The 22746-nt window shown below is 37.0% G+C and carries 20 protein-coding genes; 12 read left to right on the forward strand and 8 right to left on the reverse strand.

Annotation, left to right across the window (positions count from 1 at the left end):
* The first annotated feature begins 40 nt into the window (after positions 1-40).
* The 8 genes from ACQ96U_RS23455 to ACQ96U_RS23490 all read left to right on the forward strand — a co-directional run bounded on the left by ACQ96U_RS23455 (position 41) and on the right by ACQ96U_RS23490 (position 9915).
* Positions 41-457, forward strand: coding sequence for a hypothetical protein (locus tag ACQ96U_RS23455; protein ID WP_431723705.1), 417 nt, complete (start codon positions 41-43; stop codon positions 455-457).
* Positions 458-652: 195 nt separating this feature from the next.
* Positions 653-1018 (forward strand): hypothetical protein, encoded by a 366-nt coding sequence (locus ACQ96U_RS23460; RefSeq protein ID WP_431723706.1) that lies wholly within the window; start codon positions 653-655, stop codon positions 1016-1018.
* Between the two features lie 709 nt (positions 1019-1727).
* Positions 1728-3800, forward strand: a complete 2073-nt coding sequence (gene fusA, locus ACQ96U_RS23465; protein WP_431723707.1) for an elongation factor G — start codon at positions 1728-1730, stop codon at positions 3798-3800.
* Positions 3801-4618: 818 nt separating this feature from the next.
* The gene (locus tag ACQ96U_RS23470) at positions 4619-5218 is read left to right on the forward strand and encodes a LysE family translocator (protein ID WP_431723708.1); all 600 of its coding nucleotides are present in this window, start codon (positions 4619-4621) and stop codon (positions 5216-5218) included.
* A gap of 726 nt (positions 5219-5944) precedes the next feature.
* Positions 5945-8065 (forward strand): anaerobic ribonucleoside-triphosphate reductase, encoded by a 2121-nt coding sequence (gene nrdD, locus ACQ96U_RS23475; protein ID WP_431723709.1) that lies wholly within the window; start codon positions 5945-5947, stop codon positions 8063-8065.
* A gap of 21 nt (positions 8066-8086) precedes the next feature.
* Positions 8087-8584 (forward strand): anaerobic ribonucleoside-triphosphate reductase-activating protein, encoded by a 498-nt coding sequence (gene nrdG / locus ACQ96U_RS23480; protein ID WP_431723710.1) that lies wholly within the window; start codon positions 8087-8089, stop codon positions 8582-8584.
* A 32-nt stretch (positions 8585-8616) separates the two neighbouring features.
* Complete coding sequence (locus ACQ96U_RS23485; RefSeq protein ID WP_431723711.1) at positions 8617-9153, forward strand: hypothetical protein; 537 nt, start codon at positions 8617-8619, stop codon at positions 9151-9153.
* A gap of 264 nt (positions 9154-9417) precedes the next feature.
* A complete protein-coding gene (locus ACQ96U_RS23490; protein ID WP_431723712.1) occupies positions 9418-9915 on the forward strand; it encodes a GNAT family N-acetyltransferase in 498 nt (165 codons plus the stop codon).
* A 168-nt stretch (positions 9916-10083) separates the two neighbouring features.
* Here the strand turns inward: ACQ96U_RS23490 and ACQ96U_RS23495 are convergent, their stop codons facing one another.
* Entirely contained in the window at positions 10084-10902 is an 819-nt protein-coding gene (locus ACQ96U_RS23495; protein ID WP_431723713.1) for a serine protease, read from the reverse strand.
* 398 nt (positions 10903-11300) lie between these two features.
* Complete coding sequence (locus tag ACQ96U_RS23500) at positions 11301-12221, reverse strand: LysR family transcriptional regulator (RefSeq protein ID WP_431723714.1); 921 nt, start codon at positions 12219-12221, stop codon at positions 11301-11303.
* A 156-nt stretch (positions 12222-12377) separates the two neighbouring features.
* Between ACQ96U_RS23500 and ACQ96U_RS23505 the strand changes: the two genes are divergently transcribed.
* The gene (locus ACQ96U_RS23505) at positions 12378-12965 is read left to right on the forward strand and encodes an NAD(P)H-dependent oxidoreductase (protein ID WP_431723715.1); all 588 of its coding nucleotides are present in this window, start codon (positions 12378-12380) and stop codon (positions 12963-12965) included.
* 67 nt (positions 12966-13032) lie between these two features.
* Positions 13033-13902, forward strand: coding sequence for an extracellular medium-chain-length polyhydroxyalkanoate depolymerase (locus ACQ96U_RS23510; protein WP_431723716.1), 870 nt, complete (start codon positions 13033-13035; stop codon positions 13900-13902).
* Between the two features lie 116 nt (positions 13903-14018).
* Here the strand turns inward: ACQ96U_RS23510 and ACQ96U_RS23515 are convergent, their stop codons facing one another.
* From ACQ96U_RS23515 to ACQ96U_RS23530, 4 genes are all read right to left on the reverse strand, one after another.
* Positions 14019-16280, reverse strand: coding sequence for a carbohydrate binding domain-containing protein (locus ACQ96U_RS23515; RefSeq protein ID WP_431723717.1), 2262 nt, complete (start codon positions 16278-16280; stop codon positions 14019-14021).
* 151 nt (positions 16281-16431) lie between these two features.
* A complete protein-coding gene (locus ACQ96U_RS23520) occupies positions 16432-16869 on the reverse strand; it encodes a YqaA family protein (protein WP_431723718.1) in 438 nt (145 codons plus the stop codon).
* A 9-nt stretch (positions 16870-16878) separates the two neighbouring features.
* Positions 16879-17577 carry a gamma-glutamyl-gamma-aminobutyrate hydrolase family protein gene (locus tag ACQ96U_RS23525; RefSeq protein WP_431723719.1) on the reverse strand — a complete coding sequence of 233 codons (699 nt, stop codon included), beginning with the start codon at positions 17575-17577 and terminating at the stop codon, positions 16879-16881.
* On the reverse strand, positions 17529-18530 hold the full coding sequence (locus ACQ96U_RS23530; protein ID WP_431723720.1) for an amidoligase family protein: 1002 nt from the start codon (positions 18528-18530) through the stop codon (positions 17529-17531). Before ACQ96U_RS23530 ends, ACQ96U_RS23525 begins: the two co-directional genes overlap by 49 nt.
* Positions 18531-18714: 184 nt before the next feature.
* On the opposite strand from ACQ96U_RS23530, the gene ACQ96U_RS23535 reads away from it, so the two are divergent.
* The gene (locus ACQ96U_RS23535; RefSeq protein WP_431723721.1) at positions 18715-18969 is read left to right on the forward strand and encodes a DUF2164 domain-containing protein; all 255 of its coding nucleotides are present in this window, start codon (positions 18715-18717) and stop codon (positions 18967-18969) included.
* A 162-nt stretch (positions 18970-19131) separates the two neighbouring features.
* On the opposite strand, the gene ACQ96U_RS23540 is transcribed toward ACQ96U_RS23535, so the two are convergent.
* The gene (locus tag ACQ96U_RS23540; RefSeq protein ID WP_431723722.1) at positions 19132-19464 is read right to left on the reverse strand and encodes a PilZ domain-containing protein; all 333 of its coding nucleotides are present in this window, start codon (positions 19462-19464) and stop codon (positions 19132-19134) included.
* Positions 19465-19914: 450 nt separating this feature from the next.
* On the opposite strand from ACQ96U_RS23540, the gene ACQ96U_RS23545 reads away from it, so the two are divergent.
* Positions 19915-21414 (forward strand): M64 family metallopeptidase, encoded by a 1500-nt coding sequence (locus tag ACQ96U_RS23545; protein ID WP_431723723.1) that lies wholly within the window; start codon positions 19915-19917, stop codon positions 21412-21414.
* A gap of 90 nt (positions 21415-21504) precedes the next feature.
* On the opposite strand, the gene ACQ96U_RS23550 is transcribed toward ACQ96U_RS23545, so the two are convergent.
* Complete coding sequence (locus tag ACQ96U_RS23550) at positions 21505-22392, reverse strand: hypothetical protein (RefSeq protein ID WP_431723724.1); 888 nt, start codon at positions 22390-22392, stop codon at positions 21505-21507.
* Positions 22393-22746: the final 354 nt, after the last annotated feature.

Raw genomic sequence — 22746 nt, forward strand, 5'->3', positions numbered from 1 at the left:
CAATGACATCGCTATTGATTATTTCCCAAAAAGGTAAAGTATGATTGTTCCAAAATACTGGTCTGAATCGAAAATCACAAAAAATGTAAATGGAAAACAGGTTACAATCAAACGATTTGGTTGGTCAGATATCAGTGAAGCAGAGGCAAATGAGCATGCAAAGGAAAGAGTGAAAGATGCTGAAAAGTTACTGGATACAAAAGGCGATGTAAGACGTATTGATCATAAGGTAGCTTATAATGGTGCTGAAGGTCTACCAATACGAGAGGAAGTCATTTCAACTCATAGGGATAATGTTATCACTAGAAATAGCTATGGATCTTTATGTATAAATACACCTAACGTATTTTTTTCTGACATTGATATAGATAATACACCCACATTTTCATTTAATTTTATATCGACAGTGATACTGCTAAGTTTAACCATATTCATAGGTATTATATCATCTTCATAGTTATTTTTTGGAATTATTCTTTTTATCTCGATATTCTCAGTTTCGCCTTTAGCTAAATTCCTTTGGAAAATAAAATCATCCATCATAGGATCTCCAAAAACACAGTCCTTAGAAAAAATAAAAAATGTTTCAAGAAAATATCCAGAGTTACACCTTAGGGTATATAAGACGCCAGTAGGCTTTAGGGTTCTTGTCATGAATAAAACATTTAACCCTAGAGATGAATCTACCTTAAAGCTTCTCAATGAATTAAATACTGATAAACGATATATATTGATGTGTAAGAACCAAAACTGTTTCAGAGCAAGAATAAGCCCTAAACCTTGGCGTATAGGTGTAGATCGCTTGCGATCAACTCCTGGAGTATGGCCTGTTAAAAAACAGCATATGGAAACTCGAATAAAATGGGTAAAAGAATATGAAAAGAAAGCAAAACAATACGCTTCATGCCATTTCTTAATGCAGCTTGGTAACAATGATATCGATCCAAAAGCAGAGGCAGTCAGAGCTATACATGATAAACATTCAAAAGCAGCTATAGATAATTTAATTTTGGCTTAGAAGGTACAGGATGTTTGCTTGACATTTCTATACCGTTAGTAAACTGATTTTTGAGTGACTTGCTTGGCTTTTAAAACCAACGCTAATACAGGCTTTTACGAGTTAGAACTCATACAAATGGCTAAAATCATAGTCATCAGAGTGAAGCAGCACCTGTCAAAAACGCGATTTACTGGAAACTTCTCAAGGGGCGACTTATAAAGACGCCTGCTACAAAAATGTTTGCAATCACTGAAACATTCTATTACTATCCGGACCAATTATCAGAATGTTGCATTAAACTTATTCAACTTAAACAGACTTTGAAATGAAATCATTACTTACACAAGCCAATTCAAGACTCACTTTGCATAGCTTAAAAGCTGTGAAAAGTGCTGTGTGCTATGTAATGACATCTATTGTAAGCATTTTAATTTTTAATAAACGATTGCCTTCTTAATTTATAAAGAATTCAAGGAGGCTTAGGCCTCCACAAGAACCCTGGTAGGCCTAACAACCACCAGGGTTTTTTTATTCCCTAAAAAAGGGATCAATATGAAAACCTACGACAAGCTAATAGAAAAAATAGAGTACCGCCAGGGGTTCGTCCGCCTGTGCGACACTCTTGGCTGCGTGGGGTTAAGAATATTTTAGCCTCACGCTGAATTCCACAGGCAAATGGTTGGGAGTTCAATTCCCATTTGCTAGGTATTCGCAAAAAGAGTCTAAAATGAAAGTCAATAAATTACACAATTTAGGAATAATTGCTCACGTTGACGCGGGAAAGACAACTTTCACCGAAAGACTGTTATTTGTCACAGGTAAACGTCATTTTACCGGAGAGGTCCATAATGGTGAAAGTATGATGGATCATCGACAACAAGAAAAAGACCGTGGCATCACTATTGAAAGTGCCGCTACTTCTATTTTTTGGAATGATGCTCAACTTAATATTATCGACACTCCAGGACACATTGATTTTAATATCGAAGTTAACCGCTCCTTGCGTGTTTTAGATGGCGCTGTTGTTGTATTTGATGCTGTCGCTGGTGTAGAGCCTCAAACTGAAGTTAATTGGATTCTAGCAGACAAATATCGGGTACCCCGTATTGGTCTGATTAATAAAATGGATCGTATGGGCGCTAATTTCTCTAAGGTAGTGCAGCAAATGGATAACACGTTTGTACAAAAACCACTGCCCTTACAGGTGCCTATTGTTGAAGATAATGGCTTTACTGGGATCATTGATTTAATCAATATGCTCTCTGTTCAGTGGAGTAATTTAAATCAAATTGATGATTTTGTAATTGCAGAGATATCAGAGCAGTATCAAGTTGAAGCAGAGTTGGCCCGTGAACAATTAATAGAAAGGTTAGCTACTGAAGATGAGGCTATTTTAGAGTATTGGGCAGAAGGCCAAACACTCACTAATTCTGAGTTGGTGGCAGCCATTAGACGGCAAACTATAGCAGGCAAAATAGTACCTATTTTTGCAGCATCGGCCTATAAAAATATCGGTATTCAGCCTTTGTTGGATGCTATTACCCAGTATTTACCAACACCAAAAGAGCGACCAGAAAGTGTTGATAACCTAAATCAAAAACTGGTAACTCACGATCTTGATGGTGCTTTTGCAGCTTTAGTGTTTAAGGTAGTGAATGATCCTCACGGGTCTTTGGCATATACCCGAGTATATCGAGGACAACTGCAACGTGCTGATAGAGTACTAAATACTCGAACTAATAAAGCACAAAAGGTTGGCCCTATTTATGAAATGCACGCCAATATCCGTACAGAAAAATCAACTATGATCAGTGGTGATATAGTGGCTATTGCAGGGCTAAAAGACGTACAAACTGGAGATACCCTATGTGCAGAAGATATGCCCGTTGCTTTTGAAACTATCTCAGTACCTGAACCAGTAATGGAGATTGCAATAGAGCCCAGGGAACGTAAAAACCAAACTAAATTTAGCTTGGCATTGCAAATCCTGTGTCGTGAAGATCCTAGCTTGCAAATAAAAACAGATAGCCGTACAGGACAAACCTGTTTAGCAGGCATGGGAGAATTACATTTGGAAATTGCCGTAGATCGTTTAAAAACTGATTTTGGCATTACAACCAGGGTTGGCGCTCCTCAAGTGGCATACCGGGAAACATTGATCAAAGCAACAGAGATTCATGCTTTGCATCGTAAGCAAACCGGTGGTCTTGGGCAATTTGCTGAAGTAAAACTACAGTTTATCCCTTTTACAGAGGAAGAACTTAGTTCATCAAATACATATGAGGAAATAACATTTGAAAATAAAATTGTTGGAGGAGTTATCCCTCAAGAGTTTATCCCTGCAGTAGAGACAGGGATCCGTCAAAGTGCTAATGAAGGCATTATAAGCCACTATCCTTGTGGAGGTTTTAAAGTTGAGTTAATTGATGGTAGCTATCATCAAAATGATTCATCACAAATGGCCTTTTCATTAGTTGCAAAACAAGCGGTTAAGAAACTCAAGGAAATAGCCTGTATTCAATTACTAGAGCCCATAATGAAAATTGATATCAATATCCCATCTGAGTATATTGGTTCAGTTATTGGTGATCTTAACCGTCGGCGCGGACAGGTAATTGAACAAAATAGTGAGCTTCAACGGGCCGTTCTAAAAGCCCGAGCTCCATTAGCTGAAATGTTTGGCTACATTGGCTGTTTACGAGCTATCACTGCAGGACGAGGACAATTTACCATGTCCTTTTCCCATTATGAGACCGTTCCAAAGGTGCTAGTCACAAATATTATAGGAGATGAAAAATAATCACAAAAAGGCTGCCAGTTTTGGTGGCCTTTATTCTATTTTGGCTGTCAAGCTGGATGATAAAAGTCACAACAAATAAAGCGTAGTAAAAGAGATATAGTTCAAAATCAAATTAAGCTTCGTGATTTCGGATAATAAGCTCAATTGGTATTAGAAAAGTCAACAAAAAGCAATTATAGATAATTTAAGTTTAGCTTAGAAGGAAAGGAGAAGGTTATCAAAAGCACTCTCATAAAATCGTTTCTAGACTTTATGGTAGTCATGCTGAGTGCTGAATGAACGATCACACCAACTGATTATTTTTTAATCAAAAAACCTGGGAGCTGGCTGGATTGTAAAAAACTATCACGCTGGGTCAAAGCTTGCGATAAAACCCCATATACTCCTCTATTGATAATCTATTACTTCTACATCAACTAAGTCTAGTTCACTCTATTTTAAATCATACCCAAACTTGCACCAAAGTACAAACAAATAAGACTCTAATTGGCTAGACAGCTTCACTAAATTGACGTAGCATCAACAGCTTATATAACTTATCATTACTCTATATATAAAGTTAGGCGTTTATTATGTATGTATTCTTTTGAACAAAAAATAACTGAAAAAATTTAGTTGTAAAGCTTGATAAACTAAAAGCATTTTTAGCTAAGACTAGAAACTAAAGTGATGCTTTTTATTAGTACTGTTATTCAATATAACAGACACTTGGCTTAACTAGAGCATTTATCACCTGCTGACAACTAAATACTTCTCAATTACCTTGCTATATAGCCAAGGTGTGTATTGTATTTTCAGTTATTTTGGGTGTTCAAAATATGGATACTAACATTTTACTTTCATATGCACTTGTATGTGTTATTTCTGCTGCTACTCCAGGACCAGGAACGTTGGCAGTATTAGCGCAAAGTATTCGCTTTGGTTTAAGACAGACTTTGCCTTTAATTGTAGGCATTCAATTAGGATTGTTTCTAATTTCTATAGCAGCTGTAAGTGGATTAGCTGTTGTTTTTAAAAACTCAATAATTCTATATAATATTATTCAATATATAGGTTTGATTTACCTACTATATCTCGGTACTCTTTCATTAATAGCAGCATATAAAAACACTAAGATATCAGAGCCTGCAATGGGTAGTTTTTCGTTAAAACATGGACTAATCATCACCTGTATCAGTCCTAAAACGTTATTATTCTTTGCGTCATTTTTTCCTTTATTTATACGTAACGAACTTTCTTATTTAGAGCAAGTTTCATGGCTAATCAGCATTTTATTAATCATTACACTATCAGTTCATTTACTTTATTCTATCATTATGGTGAAAATATCATGGGTAGTTTATGAGTACGCTAAAATATTTAACTTCATAGTTGGAATTTTATTTATTATTTTAGTGATACTACTTGCTGTTAGCTAAATCACAGGTAAATCCTTGGGCCTGAAAATAGGCCCATTCTTTCTTATCACCTCGGTAAGTATGTTTAATTATTAAAAATGCCCTTAACACTGTCATTCTCTAATAACTGCTATTTCAGTAGGAAAGTTAATAAAACACCGCATTATTCAAACAATTTATTTTTACAGCCTTAACATTAAAATAAAACTCAAAACATAATAAATATATTTATACTCAGACAATAATTTCCAATTATTCAATATGTTCCCAAAGTCAACATTAATTTTTGTCAAACTCTCTGTTAAAATTAAACTGAATTCTCCCTTCGCGTTCGAGCATGAATTTTCACTTCTTACCGTGTAGCAACTCTATCCAAACCCCCATACTGTTTTACAGTACCAGCTTTTATCACTAATACCTGATCATCTAAACAAGAATATCTAATAAGACACATTGTGTGATTTTTAACCACAAACTGATTACACTGATTTAAGTCAAAGTATTCAGCTCGCAAATTTTCTTCTTTGATATACCATATTTAGTAGTAAGTCATACCAAAGTTACAACATCTTGTAGTATATCCAAAAGCCACTACCTATCAGGGTAGTTGCGATGTTTCTGTTGAGTACACTAAACAATGTGCGATTTAAGTACTACATATGTGCTCGATACAAAACATTGGTTAAAAATCACCCAGTAAAGCTGATTGTTCAACGTCGTTATTGAAGAAAGTTGTGAGGAAATCAAGTGAAGCCCATTGTTATCAAGCGTGATGGCTGTCGTGTACCGTTTGATTCTCAGCGCATTAAAGAGGCAATCTTACGTGCTTGTATTGCAGTAAACTGTAAAGATGATGCTTATGCTGAGTGGGTAGCCAAAAATGTTAGCTTACAACTTAACACGCTTGATGAAGTAGATATTCAAGAGATTCAAAACGCGGTTGAAAACCAGCTTATGCAGGGGCCCTATAAAGGTTTAGCCCGCTCATATATAGAATATCGCCATGACCGCGACATCATGCGTGAACGTACCAGCCGGCTCAATATCGAAATTCGTGGACTCATTGAACAAACCAATGCTGCTATTCTCAATGAAAATGCGAATAAAGACAGTAAAGTTATCCCCACCCAACGAGACTTGCTGGCAGGTATAGTTGCCAAACATTATGCCTTACAACATATGTTACCTAAGCCCATAGCCCAGGCACATAAAGAGGGTGATATACACTATCATGATCTGGACTACGCACCTTTCTTTCCCATGTTCAACTGCATGCTTATTGACTTGAAAGGCATGTTGACTCATGGCTTTAAAATGGGCAATGCAGAAATTGAAACGCCAAAGTCTATTTCTACTGCAACAGCCGTAACAGCTCAAATTATTGCCCAGGTAGCCAGCCATATATACGGTGGTACCACTATTAATCGTATAGATGAAATACTAGCCCCTTATGTAAAAGCCAGCTATACCAAACACCTTAAAGTAGCTCAGGAATGGGATATCAAAGACCCTGATGCTTTTGCTAAAGCGCGTACCGAAAAAGAGTGCTTTGATGCTTTTCAATCACTTGAGTATGAAGTGAACACACTCCATACTGCCAACGGACAAACGCCTTTTGTTACCTTTGGCTTTGGTCTTGGTACTTCATGGGAAGCTCGTCTTATACAGCAATCTATTCTCAAAAACCGCATTGCTGGGTTAGGTAAAAATAAGAAAACAGCTGTATTCCCCAAATTAGTCTTTGCAATTAAAGCTGGAGTGAATCATCAGGCTGGTGATTCAAACTACGATATAAAACAGTTAGCACTTGAGTGTGCAGCTAAGCGTATGTACCCAGACATACTCAATTATGAACAGGTTGAGCAGGTTACAGGTTCATTTAAAACACCTATGGGTTGCCGCAGCTTTTTAAGTGCTTATGCTGAAAATGGTGAACTGGTCCATGATGGACGAAATAATTTAGGCGTTGTCAGCCTTAACTTGCCACGTATTGCCCTACAAGCAAAAGGGAACGAAACAACATTTTTCAAACTGTTAGAGCAACGACTTTGCTTAGCACGTAAAGCACTGGATACACGTATTGCGCGCCTGGAAAATGTTAAAGCCCGTATCGCTCCCATTCTCTACATGGAAGGTGCTTGTGGTGTACGTCTGAAAGCTGACGATAGTATTACAGAAATCTTCAAGAATGGCCGAGCGTCAATATCTCTAGGTTATATTGGTTTACATGAAACCGTTAATGCCCTTTATGGCACCAAGCAACATGTATTCGATAATAAAACATTGCAAGATAAAGCAATAGCTATCATACAACGGCTGCGTGATGCTGTTGATGCTTGGAAAACTGAAACAGGTTATGGCTTCAGCCTCTATAGCACACCAAGTGAAAACTTATGCCATCGTTTTTGTAAGCTAGACACTATAACTTTTGGTGTGGTTGATGGTGTCACTGATAAAGGTTATTACACTAACAGCTTCCATTTAGATGTGGAGAAAAAAGTTAACCCCTATGACAAAATTGACTTTGAGATGGTTTATCCTGCAATCGCTAACGGGGGCTTTATTTGCTATGGCGAATTCCCCAATATGCAGCGTAACGTAGAAGCCCTTGAAGGTGTCTGGGACTACAGCTATGACCGCGTACCATACTATGGTACCAACACTCCTATTGATGAGTGCTACAGCTGCGGCTTTATGGGTGAGTTTTCCTGTACCAGTAAAGGTTTTGTGTGTCCTAAGTGTGGTAACCGAGACCCTGAAAAAGTATCAGTAATACGCCGAGTGTGTGGATACTTAGGGAGTCCTGATGCAAGACCGTTTAATGATGGTAAGCAGGAAGAAGTTAAACGTCGGGTTAAACACTTATAAGCTTTGCTTGACTCAATCACCATGAACTATCACAAGTACTTTTCAGTTGATGTCATCAACGGGCCTGGCACCCGTTGTACTCTCTTTGTGTCAGGTTGTGAGCACCGCTGTGAAGGCTGTTATAACAAAGCAACCTGGCATCCAAACTCTGGGGATAAGTTCACTGAGAAACTACAAGCACAAATTATCAGTGATTTAAGAGACACCCGCATCAAACGGCGAGGTCTCTCACTCTCTGGAGGCGACCCACTGCTCCCCTCCAATGTGGATGCAATTCTACAGTTGGTTAAAGCAGTGAAGAAAGAATGTCCTGAAAAAGATATCTGGCTGTGGACAGGTTATACACTAGCCAACCTGACAGCACATCAGCGACAAGTTCTGCCGTTTATCGATGTACTGATCGATGGTAAGTTTGAAGCTGAACAAGCAGATCCAATGTTGATGTGGCGAGGTAGTACCAATCAAGTAATCTACCAAATAGATAACCACGGTAATAGTCAGAAATTAACGCTAGACTAATAGTTAAACACTTATTCAAAAGATGTTGAACTATGAAAAAACCACTTACTTCATTAATAAAGACTATCCATAAGATTGTCTTCAAGTGGTCGTATCCTGCCAAGCTACACCAAAGCTATAGAGCCATTGTGCTTTCTGTCTTTTTATTACTGATATTTACAGCAAACGCATATAGTGTGGACTTTATATTTTATGATTCTGACAAAAGGCATCAGTATTCTATAACGAAAATGGCTGCTCAGTTCACCAAACTTTATGGCTATGAGATAAAACCCTATGCCATCGTTGTTGCAGCTACAAAGCACTCAACCAAGTTCAAGCAACAGCTAAAATATTTAAGCAAATTAGATGCTGAAAAGTGGTCTTTAATTTATATCCAATCTTTGGTTACACAAGGGACTGATGATAACTATCACACAGATAAGAATGTTGCCGTGCAACTGCTTCAAGATAACTCCTTTAATGTATTAATATTTTCACCCAGCGGTGTACTATTAAAGGAATCTAACCATGTTTTAAATGATAAAGAAATTATTAATATCGTCACACAAGAAGTTTCAAATCGGTAAATATCCTTTCAGATAAAATATCTAGGACAACGAAATATATTATAGTTTTTATTATAGTCACCTAGGGCCTGTTAACACTAACTCATACCCCCCTATCCCCCGCTCTTTTTCCAACATGCTAAAGATTAGCTTTTTCAGAAAGCTATCCATCTAGTATGTCAAGTTATGCGAAACATCAACTGAGTTTTTTTAATAACGTGATAAGATAGCGAGCTACGTTAAGTCATGATGATGTTATTTTCTACAACTTATCAAGGTGATTAGATGATTTTTGACAACTACACAATACGTTCAGCAAGGCCTGAAGACACTCATCGTTGCTTTGAAATAGAAACAGTTTCATACCAGGGTGAAGAAGCCGCAACGTGCGAGAAAATAGCAAAACGAATAACGACTTATCCAGATGGATTCATGGTGATTGAAATTGATGGACAAATTATTGGTTTTATTAACTCTGGCTCTTGCGATCAGGTCATTATGTCTGATGAAAGCTTTAAAGAACTGATTGGCCATGACCCTAATGGAAAACACAATGTTATTATGTCGGTAGTTGTTCATCCTGATTTTCAGGGTAAGAGTATTTCTTCAATATTAATGCATAATTATATTCTGCGTATGCGGAAACTACAAAAAGAGTCAATTTACCTAATGTGTAGTGAACAAAATATTGCTCTTTACGAAAAATTTGGTTTTAGGTACCAGAAAGAATCTGACTCTTCTCATGGCGGTATGTCTTGGCATGAAATGGTATTATCCCTTTAGATTTCTTTATAAAGTTTAAAACAACTAATTGCTATCAAAAACTGAATGGCAAACAACAGCCACCATAAAGCAAAAAAATTCTTAGTGTTTTACGGTGACTGTTGTTTTGTACGTGCTATTTAGAATATCAAATCAAAAAGCACTTACAGTAAGAAGACGCATCATTAATTAATGACTAATACCCGTTTGTGCAATAATCCAGTTGTTATAACTATACGTCTTTGTAAAAACAGAAGAACTCATACAGCGCTCTCCCCAGCTAACAATGCCAATACTATAGAAGTCACCGCCATAATTTACCACAAAGGGTCCTCCACTATCGCCATTACAAGCCGATGCCCCATAAGCATTACCTGCACAAATTGCTGAGAAAGGAATTTGAAAACGAAGTTGTTGACTACAAGATTGATTGTCAATCACTTTGAGCTCTGCAGCCAATAGTTGGTCAGTACCTCGTCCTCCATAGTATGTCGCTCCCCAGCCTGAAACCGTTCCATACTTTCCTACAGTTGCCGCATTCTCCATGACTTCCCTGGTGGGCAGTTTTGCAGGTGTATAACGTGCATCGGCAGGGTACACTAACTGTAATAGCGCAATATCCCAGCCATTACGGATATTTTGTTGTCCCATCCAATTCGGGTGGATGATGATCTGATTTACTTGAATTGTATTTCCTTCCCAACCCGTTACCCGTGTGGCACCTACTCTCACAGTTAAGTTATAGGTATTTGCTTGCTCAACACAATGTGCAGCAGTTAAAACCCAATTGGCATCAATTAATGTCCCCCCACAACCTTGCTGACCATTCATTAATAACATAACTTGATAAGGTCTATGTGCTGCTGTAGTAGGTGTACCATGCACCACCATATTGGGTGCTTTTTTCATCGAAGTATTGTTTGTTTGAGCATAAAGAGAGATAGACAACAACAAACAAAGCGAATAACTAATCACACTTAAAAATTTTCCTATTATTATTCTATTCATAGTATTTCCTTATAATTTTAATTCTTAGCAGTCATACCGAATAATTATTGGATTATGTAATTCATCCATATGATTATTAACAATATATTATATGTTTATAAAGGCCATAGGATAGTAAGTACAATTTAAAACTACAAAGACAGCTTTCACCTTTAAGGTCAATTTACACACATAATGATATGTACAGATAATATTAGACGATAAAACATTAATCTATTATGAATCATAGCCGTAAATTGTATCATTTATTAATACCGATATACCCTCCGCAGTAGTCATTATCAAATATGAGTAGTTTTATGAGCTTCAATATTTCAATTTAAAACTATCAAATCCACTTACCATGAAAGACGCTACATCCTGTACAGATAGATAACAACTACTCGTATATCTTTACACTAGGTAGAACTATGTAAATACTGTTTTAAGCTGTCTGCTAAAATATCTATCACACACTTTACGCGTTTAATACGCACCTTATCTTTTGAATAAATTAAGAAGAGATGGTTTTCTAGACGATTAGGTGTAATCTGATACTCAGTTAATAACCGTATCAATTTTTCTTGTAGTACGTCATTACTTACACTCAATGCCGGTAGTAATGCTATACCTGAGCCAATTAATGTATTACGATAAATAACAGCAGGGTTATTCGTTTTAAGCCACGCATGCTGTAAATTAACTCTAAATTGTTTTTTATTTTGTTTAAAAAACCAGCTTGAGTGTGATTGAGAAAAGCGAAAGGCAAATACTTTATGTGTTTGCAAATCCTGGGGCTCCAAAGGCAAGCCAAATTCTTTAAGATAACTTGGTGCAGCTACCAGCCAATATTCATTCTTGATAATCTTCTTAGCAATTAAACCAGAGTCTCGTATACCACCAAAACGTAAATAAATATCATACTGACCTTCATGAGGGTCTAATAATTTGTCTTCACTGTGAAGATGGATCGTCACCTCTGGGTATTGCCGATGCAATTCCACTAAAGCGTTTGGCAGGAATTCGGCACTAAACCACCAAGGAGCAGAAATACTCACATCCCCACGGATATGCTCACTACTTTCTTTTAAATTGTCCCCAAGCTCATCTAAAGAGGACACAATCTGGGACGCTTGCTCAAATAATGTTTTTCCTGCAGCAGTCAAGGCAACATTGCGCGTACTGCGAGTTAGAAGTATTACTCCTAACTCCTTTTCCAACTCAGCGACATGACGAGATACAGATGAACTGGAAAGGTTCAATTGCGTAGCGGCTTTTGCAAAGCTCGTATGTCGAGCCACCGATAGGAATACTCTCAAAGACTCAAGTGAACGAATCATTATTGCATTTATTCAAATAATAAAGTTTAAAAATTATGATTAATGATCAAGTATGAAGGCGTTATAATCGATAGTCAATATCAAAAGTACATCTTCTATTAAATATTTGTCTATTATATTCCTCCAATGTTTTAAGTACATGTTTAGGAGAATGTTATGCTAAAAGTATTAATTATAAATGGTGCAGAACAACGTAAAATGGCACCCAGTAAGTTTAATGAAAGCATGATTAAAACTGCAAAAAACTTACTAACTTCTTATTCGAAAGTTAGACTCTCTTCTGTTGCCAATCATTACGATATCAAAGAAGAACAAGAAAAAATTCTTTGGGCAGATATTATTATTTTTCAATTTCCTGTTTATTGGTTTAATGTCTCCTCAACACTTAAAAAATATTTTGATGATGTGTACGAATATGGCTTATTTTTCGGCCCATCCGAACCTTATGGAAAAGGTGGCTATTTAACAGATAAACACTATATGTTATCGACAACCTGGAATGCGCCTATTGAAGCATTCTCTTATTCAAAAGGACTATTTTCTAAAAAACAGCCTGATGACTTACTTTTGGCAATACATACCACTCAACAATATGTTGGTATGCAGCCATTACCTAGCTTTGCAGCATTTGATATTGTGAAACAGCCTAACTTCTCACACTGGCAAAAGCAGTGGCAGAAACATCTTACTCAATACATCAATAGTTCACTACTCAATACACCGATTCAGAATAATAGCTTATAAATTCTAGCGAACAATTTATTTTCAACTAAACTCGATTGTGAAAAGTCCATAAATGCAAGGAAGCACCATGAAAAATAACTATATCGTTTTTCTTTTTCTGACAGTACTTTCAGTAACATCGACATTTTGCCTTGGGGGCTCAGCGCTAGAGACAACATTGACTAATTCAGATACACACTCACGCTGTTCAATTGAGCATGGTAATTTAACTGACCACTCAATAAATTGCAGCTACCAATCACTTTATATCGAAGCCAATGTCGGTATTAAACGTGAAGTGAAATATCAGATACCTATTGGAAATCCACCCAGACAAGGTTGGCCAGTAGTATTGATCTTTCAAGGTAGCTTCTTTCCTGTTGAGTTTCTTCGTCAAAAATCCGATCCATTTGGTGGATTTCATGAAGCGATGCTTATTAAACAACTTTTAGATTCTGGTTACGCGATTATTGCCCCTAGAGCAGCTATAAATCTTGCTTGGCAAACCAACCTAATAGCTAACGCAACACCTTATCAGTTAACAACTGACTACCAATTCTTAACTCGTGTATTAACGGGTATACGCAAAGGATTATTCGGGCCACTCAATAACCAAAAAAAATTCGCTACAGGCATTTCAAGTGGTGGTTATAATACCAGCCGAATGGCTGTATCATTTTCTGGAGAGTTCAATGCATTAGCCATTCAATCTGCGTCATATGCAACGTGTCTTGGTCCTGCCTGTCTTGTACCACGCTCATTACCCAACAATCATCCTCCAACGTTATTCATTCATGGTGCATTAGACTTAATTGTCCCAGTATGGACAATGACTCAATATTATAATCGTTTAATCAAGCATGGTATTCATACCGAAAAGTGGGTAAATCCCTATAAGGGTCATGCTTGGTTTGAAGAGTCACCAGAAAAGATTGTTGAATGGTTTAACCGGTTTTAATTGAATCATTTTTACATTTACCATCACTCATAAAAATCACATATAAAAGATACAAAAAAAGCCCACCATAATGTTTGATTATATTGGTGGGCTCTTTAGTAATACCTCTGTGGATATTAATTACACTGATGTGCTTTTCTTACAGCCTCAATTTCAGCCATTAACTCTGGGCGTTGAATTGCTTTAATAAATAACTTGGTATTTTCGGAGGTTAAGTTATCATGGTTACTCGGCTCATTTAACGCCAATGCTAAATCTTCATACATCCAAATTTTTCCCCATAATTTTAAAATAGCTTCACGCCAACAGGCATTGCCTAAAATCTCTTGGTAAATTTCTGGGTGATTATCATGAAGAAAGTACAGATAGCGTTGTATATACCACGCAAAACTGAGTGCACCATCAGCATCACTACCATAGGTCGTATAATCATGGAATGCATAACCAATTGCCAGGGAATGACTATATTGTACCGCCTCATCAATTACAGATTCCCAGCCCTGTTTACCGACTGGGCTACCTTTATTGATATAAGTTGAATCGTAGTGATTATTGGGTACATCTTTAGAGAAACTATCATGCTGTAAATTATAAAGAGGAGGATATTCATAAGGTCCTCTCACAGGGCAAACAGGTGTCGTACCTTTCGTTAACGGTAACGCCTGTGTAGACCAACCAGATAGTTTATGTGATAACCCATGTCCACATTCATGAACAGATAAGTCTGCGCCATGGAATAGCTCACTGGTGGGTAAATCCCCCCATGTGCTTTTTGCACGTTGCATCCAATACGTTAAGCATTTTTGCCCCGAACTATCAGGCGCTTGACTCAGTATTTCAGCACCAAAAGGATAACGCTTCTCTAGCGCTTTTGTTACTGTTTGCGATAAAACACTCAAAGAGGCGTTAGGGTTATGATTACTTAAAATACCCTGAATATCTATCTGTGGATTTGCCCTTTGTGGCTCTCGATATTGGCCATCAATGCATTGAGCTGAAGTCATCATTTCAAATAAACCTGAACCACTCGTATCTCCATCGTCGGGTTTATCTCCATCACCGGGTTTATCCCCATCACCGGGTTTATCCCCATCATCGGGCTTATCCCCATCATCCGGTTTATCCCCATCATCGGGCTTATCCCCATCGTCCGGTTTATCCCCATCATCCGGTTTGTCCCCATCACCAGGTTTATCTCCATCTCCTGGTTCGGCATCTTGTTGACTGAGCTTTATATCGTCCAGAAAATAATCAACATTTGCGTCAGGACCGAATACATAAATCTCTGCCTTTTTTAAAGTACCTTGCGGTTTAACAATAAAGTCAGATGCAATATCAACCCATTGTTCTGCTACAGGAATTGGAGTTGTGTGAATACGCTGCCAATGTGCTCCCTTATCATCAACATAATAAAGTTGCAGGCTAAGTTTTTGAGATTGATTCGTACCTGCACTTAATAGTGCAGAAAGATTCAACGTATATTTTTTCTTATCAGAAAGCCATTGGGTGATTGGTAATTTAACTCCAGAATACCACTGATCACGACCTTTCACATATAAACTAAATCCTCCAGACTTTGCCTGTATACCACTAATTGCTGGAGCCTCATTAAGCCAAGCAGGTAACCACCCTGCATTGTCTGTTTCAAAGTCATGTTTAAATAGTGTATTAGTATCTTGCGTACTGTTATCTACCTCAGCAATTTTTACTTCATCAATAACAAGTTCTTTGCTTCCTTTAGGCCCAAATAATAACAAGTACGACTGTTTGATTTCACCCAGTGCATTGACCTTAAATTTTCCTGTTAATGTTTTATTATCACTACTTATTTGGTCTACTGCTAGATATTGGTAATAAACAATGCCCAAATCATTTTTTAAGGCGAGTGCAGCCAACCCAAAATCTTTATCTTTGCTGCTATTTAACTTCAGATTAGCTTTAAATGTATATTCTTTTTTCTCGCTCAACGTAGGAATGATTTTCTGGATAAGTCCATCATAATAATTTTTACGCCCAGACACTACCGCCTGGTAGTCTATACCACATTCCTTTTCCAGCTTATTCTGAGTGACTTTTACATTTGACGTGTAATAAGCTCGCCATTCATCCAAACGATTAAAGTCAGGCTGACGTATTAAGTTCCCTTTGTTTAGTAAAGGCTTATCACAAGGTCTATTTGGGTCTGCATAAAACATTATTGGTTCTTTAGGTAAAATTTTTGATTTTACACTATTTTCTGACGGAGTATGCGTCAGATTATAATTCACATATTCAGGTATAATGAGACGAGCATCCACCTGAGTTACAGTACTAATCAATATAAATGACGTTAATAAATTAACATAAAAAGGAGGTGATGATACTGTTTTTATTTTCATAAGTGAGGCCTATCAAATTCTAATAATCGCCATACCCTTTTGTCACGATATATGCGCTTTACTCGCTATGATAGATAATCAAATGCTTATAAAATATTAAATGTCGCACTAAAAACAAAAATATATATTGTTTTACTTCACATCATTTGTATTATACAAACCATCCATGTGTTATTTGTGCAAAATACAACACTGCTATGTAGCGCATAGTTTTGCCTATTGCCACTAATGTTAAAAATACACCTATACGTACTTTCATGATGCCCGCAATTAAAGTAAGCACATCACCTCCTAATGGCATCCAAGCAAACAGTAAGCTCCAAACGCCATAACGCTGAAACCAATACTGCATCCGCTCAATTTGTTCATCCTTAAAGTAAAACCAACGCCGCTCCTTGAAATGAAGTAAGTAACGGCCTAAGTACCAGTTCACAACAGCCCCCAATGTATTCCCTGTCGATGCCACTACGATGAGTAACCAGGCTGGCTCTCCTGTTTGTAACAATGCATATAGTAAAACTTCAGAATAAAACGGAAGAATTGTTGCCGCTAAAAATGATGATGCAAATAAGGATAAATAGGCTATCACTACATAAACCTAGGTTGTTGTGCGCTTGGCTTGAGCAACTAACCACTGAAAGAGCTGTCGCTGATGTTTAAGATATAATAAATATTCTGGATGCCACTGTACACCGATGACAGGCTTAACCTCATTGTATTCAATAGCCTGTATAAAGTGATCAGCATCCCAGGCTGCTACACGAAAATCATTTGCTATTGTGTTAACGGCTTGATGGTGTAAACTATTTACCTTGATTAACTCATGACCAATTATTTTATAAATCTCAGTTTCTTTCTTTAGTACAATTTTTTTTCGCGGCAAAAATGTGGCTCTGTTATCTGTTTTTTCTCGCAAGGGACGAATATCCTGATATAAGCTACCGCCGCACTGAACATTTAATAACTGGTAACCCCGGCAAATTCCCAAAATGGGCAAGTGATTTATCAACGCATAATCAATATATCGCTGCTCAAGCTCATCTCGAGCTTCATCATAATGCGCTTTAGCCATAATCTCCTCTTCATAGAGAGATGGGTGAATATCATCTCCACCACTTATCACTAAACCATCAAGATGTTCCTCAGGCACCGAATGCCGTACACTTATTCGTTTAGCACATCCACCCGCAAGAAAAATAGCCAACCTAATACAAAACCAGGAAGGTGAAATCACCCTAGCATTACCTGTTACACCGATAACAGGTTTTGATATATTTCGTCGAGTACGCTGAACCATGGAGCTGGTTTTATATTTATCAGTGCTTGATTATAAGTCTGCCATTCAGTTTCCAACTGCGTTAATAATTGATCATTTTGAGCAAGATACTCAATGACACACCATACATTCCAACTATTATAAAGAAACCAATTATCTTTTTCTATTTCACAGTTTGGCATTCGATAATGAAACGTTGGTCGAGCTTTAATTCGAGGATCATTAAGACGTTCACAGATTAAATCTTTATCAACGTACTTAAATAATGGAAGCACATCTAATGCTCTATTTCTCGTAGGATTGAATTCAAGATAACTCTCAATCAATTTAGCCCAGGAAATCTTACCTTTATATTCAATTAGCGCATTTATATAGGATTTTGGAAACAAATCAATATAGGGCGTTACGCGTCGAATAGGGTCAACTTGATGTGTTTTTAGTAACCATTCCTGACAAATACCATAAGCTTTTAGGATTCTCATTATGTTATCAGGGTCATCGTCTGCTATTTCAGGGTTAATATGTACACCAAAGGCATACCATAGTGACTCTTCAGTTCCTTTTGCGCCAGCCGTTCTCAGCGCCAATACCATATTATCCAATACAGATAAGTCGCTAATCGCTATAGGTGGACATACAATTTCTATGGGTACAACAACACTTGCAAGTTTTGTTAACCAAATCATAAAGTGATCATCAGCACTATTTTCTCCATATTCAAACGCATGCTGCTTTGCTCGCTCTTTTGCTGTCTCCTTTGCAAACCGCCAATCTAATTCAACGGTAAACTCACCTATCCCCTCCACAAAGACCCTAGATTCAGCAGGATTACTACTTTGAACGCTACCATTTAGTGTCTTACACAGAATGTCTGTGACTTCTTCAAGATCTAAATCTGCAAATTCAAGTTCAAATCCTACTCGTCGAGGTTTTCCTTCAAAGTTGTTGATTGCTGAAGGTATACAATAGTGCATTTCATTACTCATAGCGCTAGTTAAGTAAACTTTAATCGATTATTATAGTAGAATACAGTAATATTTATGTAGTTTGTAAAGCATAAATATGTCTTAAAATATTTGATTTCTGATTGTAATATCAGCACTTTAATCAAGCATTTAGTCATTATGTTTCTTATACAGTAAACAAATAAGGTAAATCATGTCAAAAATTAAGTTTACGAAAGAAGAAAAAGAAATTATAACAAAAAAAATACAACTTTATTTCCAAGAAGAACTAGATTATAGCCTTGGTCAATTTGATACTGAGTTCTTATTAGACTTTTTCTCAGAAGAAATAGGTTCATATTTCTATAATCGAGCATTATACGATGCACAAGCTATTTTAGAAAAAAGACTTGAAACTATAACTGAAGCTATTTACGAAATAGAGAAACCAACAGATTTTCCAAGGTGATTCTGACTACTACTTAACAAAAGCAGTGACTGGGGTGGTCATAAAATGCTCTTACAAAAACGGCATTCCCACTCCGCTTGGCAGTCAGACAACAAACCCCGTGTGCCCTCGGGGTAAAAATGATTGATGGAGGGTATAGCTGATCTCATTAAAATCAAATAATTACTCATGTGTATAATCGGCTAGAAATTTTTTCTCTTCCTTTTTTACCACGTCAAAATTAATGCCAATATGGTATCCATAACGACTAATAATAACGTAGTTAACATGTGCTGAACACTTTATATTCATTTGCTTTCCATGATGAAATGCTTTACATATAAACATAAGCTTCTGATTAATAACTAATTTTATATCAAGCTCTATTAGCGCCCCATGCTCTGAAATATTAATAATTTTTACAGGAAGTCTCTGTTCATTTAAGTGAATAATTGCCGGCCATGTAACTCTTTTTCTTGAATAATGAGAATATTCATTTGTGCTTAATCCTTTCATAATAAATCATTAATCTCCTTTTGTCTGATGAGTTATCTACTTCCCTTTACAGTAAAGTATATATGCTTAATTTATAGTATAGCTTTATATGTATATACCTTTTGCAAAATAGCCTTAATAGCAAGTATACATCATAGACTGAACAGTTAACCCTAAAAATATATTAAAAATAGTGCTAAGGGTTCAACTGTATTTTTGCTAGCCTAAAAGTGGGTTTTACCATTGCTCATCAAAACGGGATCTAAACCATGCTTTAATAAGCTTGTTTTCTTATTTAGAAGTTATATTGCCATTATTTATTTTCAATGCGTTATTGAAATATTTTTATTTAAACATGGCATCTGAAAAAGGAGATTTAACTTTAACGGTACCCTTCACGAATAAGGTAAATATATCCTTCACTGAGAGTATAAATTTACCCATTAATCTTATAACCAGGGAACGGTGATTATGAAAAATGTTAGACTATTTTTCTATTGTTTAGCTGTACTTTGCTCATCCAGCATCACAGTTGCAGATGACTTCATCATTACACTTAACAGCAATACTTCAAAATCAACAATCCCCATTCTAAATACTGATCATCCTTTATCCCATTTTGCTTCCCTCATTCAAAAACAGTTACAACCCTCCAATATCAAAGACACGCTTGCTGTTATTGCTATATCAAACACAGGCCAGCCATTATTGACTCGTTTTGTTCAAAATCCCTTGATTCTTAGAGCAGAATCCTTTGATCCCACAACAGGACTGATAGAAACCTCAGAACGAATTACCCAAATGACTGCATCTCTTTTTATAGATAATGCACCAGAAAATGCCACAGCATTCATCATTTATAAACCAGAATACATTAATAACAAATGGCAATGGACTCTTTTAGGTCAATATCATGCTCAGCATACTTCATTTGTGGGAGACTCCACTCAGTCTTCAGTAACCAGATTTATTGATAATGGTCCCTCAAATAATCGTGTTGATGTGGTTTTTGTTGCAGAAGGTTATACTTCAAGTGAAATATCCCGCTTTAAGGAAGATTTAAAACCGATAACAGCAGGTTTCTTTGATGAAAGTCCCATGGATAATTATCAAAGCAGTTTTAATGTATGGGCTGTTGAAAGCATAAGTGCCGAATCAGGGGCGGGGTATAGCTACCCCAAAAACACGCAGTTCAGGTCTTATTTCAACTGTTATAATATCGCTCGTCTGTTATGCGTAGATACTCAAAGAGTTAAAAATTATGTCAGTGAACGCCTTCCTTCTGATGCACGAGATTTAATCATTGTTGTCGTTAATTCAACGCAATATGGCGGTTCTGGTGGTAGTGTTGCCACGATGTCTTTGCATAGTTCTGCTGTCGATTTGGCATTACATGAATCTGGTCATACATTTGGTCTTCTTGCCGATGAATATGACTACGGAAACTGCTATGCAGGTCCAACAAGTGAAGCAAATGTTACATACTATGCTTCAGGCCGTAAGTGGTCACATTGGATAGGCGTAGACAAAGCAGTTGATGTATTTGAAGGTGCAAAATACTGTCAGCGCGGAATGTACCGACCTACCACCAACTCTTTAATGCGCTCATTAGGTCGGCCTTTTCAGTCAGTCAACTCAGAGCAACTTATACGACGTGTTTATGATTATGTTTCTCCTATTGACAGTACAACGCCTGAAAACTCAAATGTGAAGCTCTACCGTAATCAGCAACAAACTTTTTCTGTCAACGTGCTACAACCCAAAAATCCAACTGTAGAAGCACGCTGGCAGCTGAATGGCCAAGAAATTGGAACCTCAACCCAGCTAACCTTAGCAGCGAATAACTATAACCCTGGCGAATATACCTTAACAGTGCAAGTGCAAGACGCAACTTCTCAGGTAATTAAAGACACTGACGGGAAATTGAAAGATAGCGTAAGCTGGTCAATAACGATTTATCCATATAAGTAAATTGGTGTTGAAACGTATCTGGAGTACTCACCCGAAGAGTAGTATTCCAGATACAAGCTTTTAGTCCTTAAAACAAAGTCACATTACCTATTACTGAGCATAAAGCGCTATGTTAGGGCGCATGCCAGGGCTTATACGTCTTTTCAGGTTTAGCTCAAAGTACGGATTAATCTGCCGTATACGTGTTTTCATTAATGCCATAATCCAACGAGCATCACTATCAGACTGGCTTGTCATCACTGCGCGCGCATTTTCCCGAATCATCTGTTCGACCACACTATCCAGCACATGACGAATATCAAATAAACGTTCCGAGATCTGTTGTTGATCAAGAATAATTATATTAATCAACTCAGCTTGAGTGTCTTGCGGTAATTCTTCCAGAATCGCACGCTGATCTGAGTTAAGGTGCTCCAGAAAAGCCTTTTCCCGTTCTTGAACTTTAGATTTATGAACACGGGGAACCGATGGCATAGCGGCTGTCGCACGCTTAATTTTTTCTGCACGCTGCTGTTGTGCCAGAGCAACTAACTTTATAACCTGATTGGCTTCAGCTTGATTAGGTACAATATTTTTCGCAAGCCCAGCAAAATGTAACGCATTTTTGTAATCTAGTTGGTTATAAAACCTAACAGCCCAAAATGATAATGTTTGCGCTAATCTGCGTTCTAACCTACTTAGTTGAGGGTGAACAGGCTGAAGTCGACGTAAGGTTTCTAACTTGATAATGGTAGAATTAGTTTGATCTATCGAGTACTGCAATTGATTAATCGATTGCTCAATATCTAACACCAGCTCGTCAAGCTGTTGTGTGGACCATGGCGCATTATCTTGATTTTCTGATGATGGATTCACTGGACTTGAGTTCGTCTGTAATTCCTCTGCTGCAGATAAGTTACCTGTACAAAACAAACTCATACTAATAATTAAACAAAAACCGTAGCAAAGTACGGATGGTACACAGTGCTGTTTATTCATTACCTTTAAATTATCTCGCTTGCTGCACATCTGATATATTGTTTTTGTTATAGAGGTGTTGAACTTACTTATAGTCAACCTGGTCGTATCATGCTTTTGTTTATAATCGTTTTTATAGAGATACCCCCCACAACTCAATTGGGATTGCCAATGACATCAGGGAAATATAATAAGATTACACGCCATGTTGCCAAAAACAATCAAGCTGAATCGTTCAAGCATGATCTTTGAAGGGATACAAAGCTACAAACTATTTATCATTTTTTAATTGACTTACGCAAAAACAATCATGTTTTTTTTACATAATTGATACATTTTAAGCATCAATACTAATAACTTAGTTATAGTTTAAAA

The organism is Zooshikella sp. RANM57 (assembly GCF_050749885.1).
In the GTDB taxonomy this organism is placed as follows: Bacteria; Pseudomonadota; Gammaproteobacteria; order Pseudomonadales; family Zooshikellaceae; genus Zooshikella.